Here is a 12,365-nt window from a genome sequence, read left to right on the forward strand (position 1 = left end):
GGCGCGAGTTCGCGCAGGGGGTGGGTGCGTTCTCCACGCCGGACTACCGTCCCTCGGCGGAGCTTCCCGACGAGGAATACCCGCTGGCCATGATGACGGGCCGCGTGCTCGCCCAGTACAACGCATGCGCGATGACCGGGCGCACCGAGGGCCTGGGCGCGCTGTCCGGCAGCTCGTTCATCGAGCTGAACGATGCCGACGCCGCCGCCCTCGGCATCGCCGACGGCGACCGGGTGCGCGTGACGTCGCGCCGCGGCTCCCTCGAGACCACGGCCCATGTGTCGGACAAGACTAACCCCGGCCAGACGTGGATGCCCTTCCACTTCCAGGACGGAAACAGCAACTGGCTCACCATCGCCGCCCTCGACCCCGTGTCGAAGGCCCCCGAGTACAAGGTCTGCGCGGTGCGGGTGGAGAAGGCATAGAAAAGCGGCGGCCGAAGGGCCGCCGCTCGCGTTGCGGGGAGATGGGGCAGGTTTGGACCGCCCCTTGCTCGCTTTCGCCTAGTCGCGCGTGAGCTTGCGGTGCAGGCGGTGGGGCTTGGAGGCCTCGGGTCCCAGGCGCTCCAAGCGGTTCTCCTGGTAGGCCTCGAAGTTGCCCTCGAACCACGTCCAGTTGCCGGGGTTCTCGTCGGTGCCCTCCCATGCCAGGATGTGCGTGGCCACGCGGTCGAGGAACCAGCGGTCGTGCGAGGTCACCACGGCGCAGCCAGGGAACGCCAGCAGCGCCTCCTCCAGGCTGGCCAGCGTCTCGGTGTCCAGGTCGTTCGTGGGCTCGTCGAGCAAAAGCAGGTTGCCGCCCTGCTTGAGCGTGAGCGCCAAGTTCAGGCGGTTGCGCTCGCCGCCGGAGAGCACGCCGGCCGGCTTCTGCTGGTCGGAGCCTTTGAAGCCGAAGCTGGCCACGTAGGCGCGGCTGGGGATCTCCGTGTCGCCCACGATCATGAAGTCGTTGCCGCCGGAGACGACCTCCCACAGCTTCGTGTTCGGGTCGATGCCCTCGCGGTTCTGGTCTACGTAGCTGATCACCACGGACTCGCCGATGTCGAGCGTGCCGCCGTCGACCGGCTCAAGCCCCATGATCATCTTGAACAGGGTGGACTTGCCCACGCCGTTCGGGCCGATGACGCCCACGATGCCGTTCGGGGGCAGGTCGAACGACAGGTCGTCGATGAGCACGCGGTCGCCGAAGGCCTTGTGCAGGTGGCTCGCCTCGATGACCTTCGCGCCCAGGCGGGGCGGCACGGGGATCTGGATCTCGTTGTAGTCGAGCTTCTTGTTCGCGCGCGCCTCGGCGGCCATCTGCTCGTAGGCGGCCAGGCGCGCCTTGCTCTTGGCCTGGCGGGCCTTGGGGCTCGAGCGCACCCACTCGAGCTCCTTCTTCAGCTTCTTTGCCAGCTTCTCCTGGCTCTGGCCCTGCGCCTCGATGCGGGCGGCCTTCGTTTCCAGGTAGGTGGAGTAGTTGCCCTTGTAGGGGAAGAGGCTGCCGCGGTCCACCTCGCAGATCCACTCGGCCACGTGGTCGAGGAAGTAGCGGTCGTGCGTGACGGCCAGCACCGCGCCGGGGTAGTTCCGCAGGAACTGCTCGAGCCAGAGCACCGATTCTGCGTCCAGGTGGTTCGTGGGCTCGTCGAGCAGCAGCAGGTCGGGCGCCTCGAGCAGCAGGCGGCAGAGCGCCACGCGGCGCCGCTCGCCGCCGGAGAGGTGGTCGACCCTCTCGTCGGGGTCGGGGCACTGCAGCGCGTCCATGGCCTGGGAGAGCTGGCTGTCAAGGTCCCAGCCGTTCGCGGCGTCGATCTCGGTCTGGAGCTGGCCCATCTCCTCCATGAGCGCGTCGAAGTCGGCGTCGGGCTCGGCCATCTCCATGCCGATGGCGTTGAAGCGCTCCACCTTCGCGAAGATGTCGCCGAAGGCCTGCTTGATGTTCTCGAGGACCGTCTTATCCTCGTCGAGGGGCGGTTCTTGGAGCAGGATGCCCACGGAATAGCCCGGCGTGAGGCGCGCCTCGCCGTTCGTGACCTCCTCGAGGCCGGCCATGATCTTGAGCAGGGTGGACTTGCCCATGCCGTTCGGCCCCACGACGCCGATCTTCGCGCCGGGGTAGAACGACAGCGTCACGTCGTCGAGGATGACCTTGTCGCCGTGCGCCTTGCGGGCCTGATGCATCTGGTAAATGAATTCTGGCATGTCGAGCTTTCTGGGTCGGGGTTCGTTCGTGCACGCGCTATTGTCGCACGAGCGGGGCTGATGTGCGAGCTTATCACGGTTTCTGCGGCATTTGCGGTACCCGGGTGCGAAGAGGGGATAGGTTAAGTGCTGATCGTGGTTGCTTACCTTACGGCGTATAATTAACAGGGGCAAGGCATCAAGAGAAGATGCGCTTTCGCACGTGATTTGTTCTGCTGGGAGAAGGTTGATTGTAGAAGAAAAAACAGGGCCCCGAAGGGCCCCGTAATAAGTCAAAATGCCGCCTCCGCGGCGCCCCGAAGGGCAGGTAAGGCTGAGCCTTTATTTTGACTTGCAGTGACATCTTGACTGGTATCAAGATGTTGCCCATTCTAGCAGGTACATCCGGAAAGGGGAACCTATGAATCTGCGCAACGTCGAATCGTATCAGGTGGGGCTGGACATCGGCACGGGGTCGGTTGGCTGGGCGGTGCTCGACGACAACGGCGATCTCTGCCGCTTCAAAGGCAAGCCCACTTGGGGGAGCCGCGTGTTCCCGACGGCGGAGACCGCCGCCGAGGCCCGGGTGCATCGCGGACAGCGACGCCGCTACGATCGCCGGCGCCAGCGGATCGACTTGCTGCAAAGGTTCTTCGCGGACGAAGTGGCCAAGGTGGACCCCGAGTTCTTCATCCGCCTCAACCAGGCGCGCCTGCATCCCGAGAACCGCGATCCGGCGCATGCCGACTACCGCTGGCCGCTGTTCAATGGAAGCAACTTCACCGAGAAGGACTACTATCGGCAGTTCCCCACCATCTACCACTTGCGCGCGCACTTGCTGAAGTCCGACGAGCCCGCCGACATCCGGCTCGTGTACCTGGCGCTCCACAACATCGTGAAGCATCGCGGCAACTTCCTGCACCAGGACAACCCCTCGCTGAGCGCGCGGAACGCCAACGTGGGAGATGCGGTGGAGGCGCTGTGCCTCGCGCTCGACGAATGGTGCGGGGCCCATGACGTCGAGTGCGCATGCGACGAGGCCGCCCTGGCGGAGGCGCTGGGCGACGCGTCGCTGCGCCCGGGCGAGAAGCGGGAGCGGGCGGAGGCGGCGCTCGGCGTGGAGAAGGCGCACAAGAAGCTGGCCAAGGCGGTCTCGTCGGCTGTGGTGGGGTATGCGGCCGAGTTCGGGCACGTGTTCTTCGCCGAGTCCGAGGGCAGCAAGTTCGCGCTCTCAAACGATGAGAAGGTGGAGGCCTACGTCTGCCCCGACGAGGGACGCGACTTGTTCGACGCGATGCGCGCGGTGCATTCGTCCTACGTGCTCATGGGTATTTTGAGCGAGGCGCAAGGCGAGCTTCTCTCGGTGTGCAAGGTGGGGGAGTACGAACGCTACAAGCGCGATCTCGAAACGCTCAAAAGCCTGGTTCGCGCCTACGGGCCCGAGCGCTACGACGAGTTCTTCTGCGGGCCGTTCTACGAGGGCACCCGCGACTACGATCCCGGCAAGGCGCAGGGCTACACCAAGTACAACCTGGGCGCGAGCAAGCTCTCGCACGAGGATTTCCTCAAAGAGGTGCAGAAGCTGCTCAAGGACATCGGAGCCCAGGCCGACGAGCGCTATGCGGACATCGAGCGCGCGATCGAGGCGGGCGCGTTTTTGCGGCGGCTCAAGACGAGCGACAATGGAACGATCCCCTACCAGCTGCACCTCGAGGAGATGGACGCCATCATCGAGCGGCAGGCGGCGTTTTACCCCTTCCTCGCGCAGGAGAAGGACAAGCTGAAATCGCTCGTGAGCTTCCGCATTCCGTATTACGTGGGGCCGCTGACGCAGAAGAACGCCGCGCGCGATGGCAAGGGCGAGGCTCGTTTCGCGTGGTCGTCGCGCAAGCCGGGGATGGAAGACGCGCGCGTCTACCCCTGGAACTGGGAAGACGTCATCGACAAGGACCAAAGCGCCGAGGACTTTATCCGTCGCATGACGGGCACGTGCACTTACCTGAAAGGCGAGCCGGTGCTGGCGCGCTGCTCGCTCGACTACGAGCTGTTCTGCGTGCTGAACGAGCTCGCCGGAGCCCGCTGGACGCAGGACGGCGACAAGAGCTACCGCTTCGACGCGGCCGATCGCCTAGGTATCGTGGAAGACCTGTTCAAGAAGCGCAAGCGCGTGACCTACGAGGCGGCGGAGAAGTGGCTCGCGCGGACGCACGGGCCCGAGAGCGGCAAGTCGGCCGGCGGGGCGTACCACGTATCGGGCGGGCAGGGCGAGGACGCGTTCGAATCGCAGCTCTCCTCGCACTACGACTTCTGCAAGATCCTCGGAGTTGACGAGCTTTCCGATGCCGACGAGGCCATGGCCGAGGACATCATCCTGTGGAACACCGTGTTCGAGGATCGCTCGATCCTGAAGCGCAAGATCAAGCTGGCGTACGGCGACCGCCTGGGCGACGCGCAGGTCCGCAAGCTCTGCCAGAAGCGCTACACCGGTTGGGGCCGACTGTCGGGCGAGCTTCTACGCGGGCTGCGCAGCGCTACTGACAACGGGCCGAAAACCATTATGGACATCCTTTTGGAAGGAGACCCGAACCATGCGCGGCGCATGGGGGCGGCCATGAACCTTATGGAGATACTGCACGACGATCTGCTGGAGTTTCAAGCGAAGATCGACGAGCACAACCGCGAGCGCGCGCTTGCGGTAGGCGGCATGTCGGTCGACGAGGTGACGGGCTCTCCCGCTTTGCGTCGCGGCATCAACCAGGCGCTGCGAGTCGTAGACGAGATCGCCGGGATCGCCGGCAAGCCCCCCGCGCACATCTATGTGGAGGTGACGCGCGACGAGGGCGCCCGCAACAAGGGAAGACGCACCACGAGCCGCTACCGGGCCCTGGAAGCGGCGCTTTCCAGCATCAAGGCGCAGTGCGCCGACGTGTATGCCGAGCTCAAGGAGCGGGATCCGCGCGCGCTCGATGACGAGCGGCTGACGCTCTACTTCATGCAATGCGGCAAGTGCATGTACTCGGGCGATGCGCTCGACATCAACAAGCTGCAGACGTACCAGGTAGACCATATCCTGCCGCAGTCGTACGTCAAAGACGACAGTTTCGAGAACAAGGTGCTGGTGCGTCCTGACACCAACCAGCGCAAGGGCGACACGCTGCTTCTGGACGAGCGGCTCATCGCGCGCATGCGCGGCTTTTGGCGCACGCTGCGGGATGCGGAGCTCATCGGCGAGAAGAAGTTCAACAACCTCACACGCACGAGCGTGAGCGACGAACAGATGAAGAAGTTCGTGAGCCGCCAGCTGGTGGAAACGGGCCAGATGGTGAAGCAAGTGCAGCAGCTTCTGCAGGCGCGCTACCCCGAGAGCGAGGTGCAGCCGGTGAAGGCGGGCGTGTCGCATCAGCTGCGTGTTGGATGCGCGCTGGCGAAGAGCCGCGAGATCAACGACTTCCATCATGCGCACGACGCCTATCTGGCGTGCCAGGTGGGGAGGTTCGTGCAGTACCGACACAGCGCCGTGTACAGCGAGCCGGTGAAGATGGCCGCGGTGGTAAAGCAGTTCATCAAGAAGCAGGCGGAGGACTATCGCCGAACGCGAGAGCTGCCGGGCTCGGACGGTTTCATTGTGTCGAGCTTCATGACGCCGGGATTCGATGTGAAGACGGGCGAGGTGTTCCGCGATGCGTGGGACGCCGGGGCAGAGATCGACCGTATTAGGCGTTGTTTCGACTATAAGGATTGTTTCATCTCACGCATGCCCGAAGAGACGCATGGAGCGTTTTGGGACGCGACCATCTACTCGCCGAGGGCGGCGGGCAAGACGCTGAGCCTTCCTTTGAAGAGAGGTCTTGACCCGCGCAAGTACGGCAGCTACTCGCGCGAGCAGTTCGCCTACTTCTTCGTGTATGAAGCCGTGAAGCCCAAGAAAAAGCAGCGGGTGTTGGAGTTCGCGCCGGTGCCGGTGCGGGTTGCATCGGCTTTGGCGAACGACCCGGATGCATTGGAAGACTACGCACGCGAGCTCGCCGAGGCGGAGGGCTTGGTTTTCGAGCGTATCCGGCGGCGCAAGGTGTACAAGTACCAGCAGATCATCGTTGGCGATTCGCGGTTGTATGTCACGGGGAGAGAAGAGGTGAGGAATGCCAGGCAGCTTGCTTTTTCACAAGATGAGACGAAGCTCATCTGCCGAATTGAACAAGGCGAGGAATGCGAGGAAGGGGAATTGCTCGACTTGTTCAGATCGATGCAGCGCAAATACCTTGCATGCGCACCGCGTTTGGCTCGCCTCATGAAGGTGGCTGAAATGGAAGAGGGGTTCATCGCGGCAACAGCCTCGGGCAAGAGGGAAGTTCTGCTGTCGTTGACGTCGATCGCGGCGGCGCATAGGAACAGCATAGACTTGAAGCCGATAGGCCGAAAAGGATCATCGGGGCAGATGAAAATCACGTTCTCTAAAGAACTGTCGACAAATGGCATCCTCTTCGTCGACTCGTCCGTCACCGGCATGTTCGAGAGGCGGTGTCGCCTTGGCCTTTAGAACCATCTTCATCGAGAGCCAGTGCCGGTGCGGCTACCAGGGCGGATACTTGGTGGTGCGGAAGACCGATGACACGAAGAAGATCCATCTGTCGGAGATATCCTCCATTATTTTGCAGAATACCCAGGTGTATTTGAGCGCCTATTTGTTGGTGGAGTTGGCCAAGTGCAAGATATCGCTGGTGGTGGCCGACGAGAAGTGCAACCCTATCGGCCAGTACCTGCCGCTGTACGGCGCCCACAACGCGAGCAAGCGCGTCGCGGAACAGCTGGCATGGGGTGAGCCCATAAAGAAGCGCGTGTGGCAGCAGGTGGTCAAGGAGAAGATCCGCCAGCAGGCGCGGCTGCTTGAGGAGAAGGACCTGCCCGAGGCCGCGAAGTCCCTGTACGCGTGTCGTGACGAGGTGAAATCGGGCGACACGACGAATCGGGAGGCCCGTGCGGCGCGGGTGTACTTCGCCGCGCTGTTCGGCCGCGATTTCTCGCGCGACGACAACACGCCGCTCAACGCCGCTTTGAACTACGGGTACGCGGTGCTGCTTTCCATGGTGAACCGGGAGGTGGTCTCGCGCGGGTACCTGACGCAGTGCGGCGTCTGCCACCGCAACGAGTACAACCAGTTCAACTTCTCCTGCGATTTGATGGAGCCCTTCCGGCCCGTTGTCGATCGCCTCGCCTTCGACTACGCTCAGGAGCTTTTCGACCAGGACGTCCGTCGCCTGCTCGGCGATCTGGGGAATCGCGTGGTGTCGTACAAAGGAGGCTCGTACCGCCTGCATTCGGTGGTGTCGCTTTTCGTGCAGGATTGCCTCGCAGCGCTCAACAAGAGCTTGGCACCGTCCGAGATCGAGGGCTTCGAGCAGCTATGAGCGCTCGGGAGAGGATCCGCTATATGAGGGTGTTCGTGTTCTTCGACTTGCCGGTTGACACGGCGGCGCAGCGAAAAGAGTACCGATTGTTTCGAAAGTACCTCGTCAAAGAGGGTTTTCTGATGCTGCAGGAATCAGTGTACGCCAAGCTGGTGGTGAACGACGCGCAAGCGAATGCGGCTGTCATCCGCCTGCGACAGCACCGCCCGCCAGCGGGGTTGGTGCAGGCGCTCAAGGTGACCGAGAAGCAGTTCGCGGGGATGGAGTTCATAACGGGCTCGCGGCAATCTTACAGCGAGCTCGACACGTTAGAGGAGTTCGTGGTGCTATGAAGCTGATCCTGTCGGGGTTTCCTGAAGCGCTTGACTTGGGAAGTGATGCGGTGTCGGTTCTCGAGATTCATAATCGCACATTGTTTTCGCGAGTGTGCCAATCGTTGTTCTCGGAGCTCGATGACGAGGCGTTGGAGCCGTATGCCTTTTGGGACGATGATGAGCGGCGGAGTTCGCGAAACCAATTTCTCTTTGTGTTCAATCCTTTCGCGCTTCCTTGGTCAGAGCGGGTACTTATCGGCGAAGTGCTTGAGCGTGTGGAGGGCATGTTTCTCTCTGAGGATGACGTGCGTCAGGAGATTGAGACGGCGGGACGAACGCTATCCGAGCGGGTTGCCGCTTTGGGGTTGCGGCTTCAATCGGACTATACTTTTGACATACAATGGGAGATGCGGAAGTATCTGAAAGCTTTTGATTTCAGCGTTGATGTCGATTCTTCCGACACGCTCTTTGACAACCTGATAAAGTTCTTGAAGTTTGCATCCGACGCGTCGTTTAAAAAGCAGTTGGTTTTCGTGAATCTGAAGAATTTTTTGGAGACGGAAGAGGTTCAAGAGTTCTATCGGCAAGCGATTTTTTCAGAATTGAACGTTCTGCTGCTGGAGAACGTACCTGATGGAGCGAACTTTGAGTTCGAGAGAAAAATGTGCATTGATAAGGACTTTCTTCAATCATGAAGAAGCCCGCCAGTCGGCTTGTCCATCCTCCTGCAGAGAGGATTTTGCCCCAACGGTTTTGGAGCAGTGACAAACTGACTGGTAGTCAAACCTGGCATCGCGTTCGTAGCACTCGCATAGGGTTTTGGAGCAGTGACAAACTGACTGGTAGTCAAACTTCCACGGTGGACTAACGGCTTTCTCATAGGTTTTGGAGCAGTGACAAACTGACTGGTAGTCAAACTAACCTTAGCGCTGATAGAGAAAATCTTGAGTTTTGGAGCAGTGACAAACTGACTGGTAGTCAAACTTGAAATGGACACGGATAAACTGATTCAGGGTTTTGGAGCAGTGACAAACTGACTGGTAGTCAAACGGAGGAAGGAACGGAATGAAAAGCAAGTTGGTTTTGGAGCAGTGACAAACTGACTGGTAGTCAAACCGGTACACCGCGCCCGTGGACGTGTTTAGGGTTTTGGAGCAGTGACAAACTGACTGGTAGTCAAACAAGGTTGACGATAACAAGCTGTTACGCCGGTTTTGGAGCAGTGACAAACTGACTGGTAGTCAAACTATAGAGATTGATAATCTAGATACAAAATCGTTTTGGAGCAGTGACAAACTGACTGGTAGTCAAACCGGTAGCGTGATATGGCTTCGCGTCGTGTAGTTTTGGAGCAGTGACAAACTGACTGGTAGTCAAACACACGTACAGGACGTGCAGCACGAAGTCAAGTTTTGGAGCAGTGACAAACTGACTGGTAGTCAAACCGTGCGCCACGCGCGCAACGAGGTGGCCGAGTTTTGGAGCAGTGACAAACTGACTGGTAGTCAAACGGGTTGCGGCAAGGCTTGTATCCATGAGGTGTTTTGGAGCAGTGACAAACTGACTGGTAGTCAAACTGGACGGTAGTAGTTTTATCGGTATGCGTAGTTTTGGAGCAGTGACAAACTGACTGGTAGTCAAACTGTTGGCGGCGCTCAAGGGACGGTCGTTTGTTTTGGAGCAGTGACAAACTGACTGGTAGTCAAACCCCGCGGGCCGCTCCCATGTGACGCGTCAGGTTTGGAACAGTGACAAACTAACTGGTGGTCAAACCACCGCCCCTGCTAGGCTCTCGCAAGTCGCGTTTTGGAGCAGTGACAAACTGACTGGTGGTCAAACAAGCGGCTGATGCGCTCGTCGTATGTGCTGGTTTTAGTGCGGTGACGAACCGACTGTTATTCAGGCTAATCTTGGGCGCGTAGCCTTCGGTAGCCGTTTTGGAGCGGTGGCTGGCGGACTGGTGGACATAAACGAATAGGATGGCCAACCGGAGGGCATCGCTTTAAGATACAGGGGTGGGAGGGTGTGAGGTTGGATGCGTCTTCCGTCGTCGGTTAACAATTGTCGGTGGTTTTCAGGGCGATTGCCTGTACCATAATGGGGATAGATAGTTTATACTCGCACGTAGGGATTGCAAGCGAACCTGTTGCGAGGAGGAACCATGGCCGTCAACCGTCAGAAGCTCAAGCTGCTGTATCTCATGCGGATGCTCGAGGAGGAGACCGACGCCGAGCAGGGCCTCACGATGGCGCAGATCCTCGAGCGACTGGAGGCACAGGGCATCACGGCCGAGCGCAAAGGCATCTACCGCGATATCGAGGCGCTGCGCGAGTTCGGCTTGGACGTGCGCACCTATCAGCGCGCGCCGGTGGAGTACGCGCTGGAGCGGCGCGACTTCGCCTTCCATGAGCTGTTGCTGCTGGTGGACGCCGTGCAGAGCTCGCGCTTCCTCACGCAGCGCAAAAGCGACGCGCTCGTGGCCGGCGTGAAGCGGCTCGCCACGAAGCGCCAGCGCAAGCTGCTCGACAAGCGCGTGCACGTGGAAGGCCGCATCAAGATGCAGAACGAGTCGGTGTTCTACAGCGTCGACCGTATCCAGGAGGCCTTGGCGGGCAAGCGCAAGATATCCTTCACCTACTTCAAGTACGACGCCGAGAAGCGCAAGAAGCTGCAGCATGACGGCAGGCGCTACGTGGAGACCCCCGTGCAGCTCGTGTACTCCGAGGGCTACTACTATCTGGTGGTGTTCAACGAGAAGCACGACGGGTTCGCGAACTACCGTGTGGACCGCATGGACCGCATCGAGGTGCTGGACGAGCCGGCCGCCAAGAACGAGCGCATCGCCACGTTCGACCCGTGCGAGCTGGAGAGCCGTGCATTCGGCATGTACGCGGGCGAGCCGGTCCCGATGACGCTGCTCGTGGACGAGTCAGTGATGGGCGCCGTGATCGATCGCTTCGGCAAGGACGTCGAGTCCCTTCCGGCGGGCGAGGGCCGGGCGCGCGTGTACGCCGTGGTCATGAAGAGTCCCGTGCTGTTCGGCTGGCTCGCCCAGTTCGGCGACCGCCTGCGCATCGAGAAGCCCGCTTCGCTCGCGGCCGAGTACCGCGACTACCTGGCGGGCATTGTCGCCTCGTACGGGGAGTGACGCTCGGCGCGGCCGCGGCTAGACCGCGTGGGCGAGCGGCCATGCGTCGCGGTTGCCCAAGAACAGCCGCCCACCGTCGTCGAGCACGACCTCCACGTCCTCGAGCAGGCCGCCTCGGCCGGTGACGAGCACGAGGTCGGCCACCGTCCGCCCGATGACGTACGAGCAGGGGCGGAAGCTCTCCCAACGCAGGCCCGCCACGGGGGCGTCCGTGGCGATGCGGCCGGAATGCAGGGCGATGCACGGCTCCCTCATGACGAACGCGGCGAGGTCGCCCGACTCGAGCCGCAGGATGGTCGGAGCGCCTGGAAGCCATGAGCGGGCGTGCTCGTCCCAGAGCGTCAGCACGTCGGCCACGCGGGCGCCGACCGCGCGTCGCGCCTGCCGGCGGTTGGCCTCCGCAAGGCCGCGGGCATCGTCGAACCAGCGCTGGTACAGGTTCGCGAACGCCGTCGCGGCCTCCACCGGCGCGCCCATCGCGCGTCCTTCGCGAAGATCCCCCTGCGCATCTTGCTTTGCGGGGCGTGACGGTTCGTCCACGGTGCCTCCTCAGTCTCGGTTTTCGCCTGTCTTGCCATCATACGCGCGCGGTTCGACGCGGCTGTCCTTCCTATGGGACAGCTCCGCGGTTTTCTCGCGCGGCGGCCGGCATTCTCGGCCGCCAAGGTTTCCAACGTGTTTCGATGCGATGGGGCTTTCTTGGAGTTGACCTGCGCGCATTGACGGGATGGGCACAGTTCGTGGATGATCGTTGCAACACGTACGGACACTTTGGCAAGGAGCGGAACTATGGCGAAGACGCGCATCGGCATTTACGGATACGGCAACCTGGGGCGTGGCGTGGAGCTGGCCTGCCGGCAGAACGAGGACCTGGAGCTTGCGGCGCTGTTCACGCGGCGCGACCCGGCGAGCGTGCAGCCGCTGACCGCCGGCGTGCCCGTGTACGCGGCCGACGACCTGGCGGCGCACACGGGCGACGTGGACGTGCTCGTGCTGTGCGGCGGCAGCGCGCGCGACCTGCCCGAGCAGACGCCCGCTTGCGCGAGCCTGTTCAACGTGGTGGACTCGTTCGACACGCATGCGAACATCCCCGCCCACTTCGCCGACGTGGACGTGGAGGCGAAGGCGGGCGGCAAGGTGGCCCTGATTTCCGGCGGCTGGGATCCGGGCATGTTCTCGCTCGCGCGCCTGTACGCCACGAGCATCCTGCCCGAAGGGCACGACTACACGTTCTGGGGCCGCGGCGTGTCCCAGGGCCACAGCGACGCCATCCGCCGCATCGAGGGCGTGGCCGACGCGCGCCAGTACACCGTTCCCGTGCCCGCGGCGCTCGAGG

Annotated in this window: 9 protein-coding genes and 1 CRISPR repeat array; of the genes, 7 read left to right on the top strand and 2 right to left on the bottom strand. The window is 61.9% G+C overall.

Going from position 1 to position 12,365, the window contains the following annotated elements; translation table 11 throughout:
- A partial coding sequence (locus GPA_RS03175; protein ID WP_041238918.1) for a molybdopterin dinucleotide binding domain-containing protein occupies window positions 1-425 on the top strand: 425 nt, incomplete at its 5' end.
- A 78-nt stretch (window positions 426-503) separates the two neighbouring features.
- Here the strand turns inward: GPA_RS03175 and ettA are convergent.
- Window positions 504-2,183, bottom strand: coding sequence for an energy-dependent translational throttle protein EttA (gene ettA / locus GPA_RS03180; RefSeq protein ID WP_041238920.1), 1,680 nt, complete (start codon window positions 2,181-2,183; stop codon window positions 504-506).
- Window positions 2,184-2,583: 400 nt separating this feature from the next.
- Between ettA and cas9 the strand changes: the two genes are divergently transcribed.
- The 5 genes from cas9 to GPA_RS03205 all read left to right on the top strand — a co-directional run bounded on the left by cas9 (window position 2,584) and on the right by GPA_RS03205 (window position 11,029).
- Entirely contained in the window at window positions 2,584-6,699 is a 4,116-nt protein-coding gene (gene cas9, locus GPA_RS03185; protein WP_015538908.1) for a type II CRISPR RNA-guided endonuclease Cas9, read from the top strand.
- The gene (cas1, locus tag GPA_RS03190; RefSeq protein WP_041238922.1) at window positions 6,689-7,567 is read left to right on the top strand and encodes a type II CRISPR-associated endonuclease Cas1; all 879 of its coding nucleotides are present in this window, start codon (window positions 6,689-6,691) and stop codon (window positions 7,565-7,567) included. Before cas9 ends, cas1 begins: the two co-directional genes overlap by 11 nt.
- A 23-nt stretch (window positions 7,568-7,590) precedes the next feature.
- On the top strand, window positions 7,591-7,899 hold the full coding sequence (gene cas2, locus GPA_RS03195; RefSeq protein ID WP_041238924.1) for a CRISPR-associated endonuclease Cas2: 309 nt from the start codon (window positions 7,591-7,593) through the stop codon (window positions 7,897-7,899).
- On the top strand, window positions 7,896-8,576 hold the full coding sequence (gene csn2 / locus GPA_RS03200) for a type II-A CRISPR-associated protein Csn2 (protein ID WP_015538910.1): 681 nt from the start codon (window positions 7,896-7,898) through the stop codon (window positions 8,574-8,576). The genes cas2 and csn2 overlap by 4 nt, the downstream gene beginning before the upstream one ends.
- Window positions 8,577-8,631: 55 nt before the next feature.
- A CRISPR array of direct repeats spans window positions 8,632-9,720; the repeat unit is 36 nt; unit sequence GTTTTGGAGCAGTGACAAACTGACTGGTAGTCAAAC.
- Between the two features lie 322 nt (window positions 9,721-10,042).
- Window positions 10,043-11,029, top strand: coding sequence for a helix-turn-helix transcriptional regulator (locus tag GPA_RS03205; protein ID WP_015538911.1), 987 nt, complete (start codon window positions 10,043-10,045; stop codon window positions 11,027-11,029).
- An 18-nt stretch (window positions 11,030-11,047) separates the two neighbouring features.
- Here the strand turns inward: GPA_RS03205 and GPA_RS03210 are convergent, their stop codons facing one another.
- Window positions 11,048-11,506, bottom strand: a complete 459-nt coding sequence (locus GPA_RS03210; RefSeq protein ID WP_015538912.1) for a hypothetical protein — start codon at window positions 11,504-11,506, stop codon at window positions 11,048-11,050.
- A gap of 312 nt (window positions 11,507-11,818) precedes the next feature.
- Between GPA_RS03210 and GPA_RS03215 the strand changes: the two genes are divergently transcribed.
- A partial coding sequence (locus GPA_RS03215; RefSeq protein ID WP_041238926.1) for a diaminopimelate dehydrogenase occupies window positions 11,819-12,365 on the top strand: 547 nt, incomplete at its 3' end.

The sequence above is a fragment of the Gordonibacter pamelaeae 7-10-1-b genome, from assembly GCF_000210055.1.
Lineage (GTDB): Bacteria > Actinomycetota > Coriobacteriia > Coriobacteriales > Eggerthellaceae > Gordonibacter > Gordonibacter pamelaeae.

Bases quoted from the DNA above. Each gene is read 5' to 3' on its own strand.
- ettA (WP_041238920.1), bottom strand. From the start codon at position 2,183: ATGCCAGAATTCATTTACCAGATGCATCAGGCCCGCAAGGCGCACGGC.
- cas9 (WP_015538908.1), top strand. From the start codon at position 2,584: ATGAATCTGCGCAACGTCGAATCGTATCAGGTGGGGCTGGACATCGGC.
- cas2 (WP_041238924.1), top strand. From the start codon at position 7,591: ATGAGGGTGTTCGTGTTCTTCGACTTGCCGGTTGACACGGCGGCGCAG.
- csn2 (WP_015538910.1), top strand. From the start codon at position 7,896: ATGAAGCTGATCCTGTCGGGGTTTCCTGAAGCGCTTGACTTGGGAAGT.
- GPA_RS03205 (WP_015538911.1), top strand. From the start codon at position 10,043: ATGGCCGTCAACCGTCAGAAGCTCAAGCTGCTGTATCTCATGCGGATG.
- GPA_RS03210 (WP_015538912.1), bottom strand. From the start codon at position 11,506: ATGGGCGCGCCGGTGGAGGCCGCGACGGCGTTCGCGAACCTGTACCAG.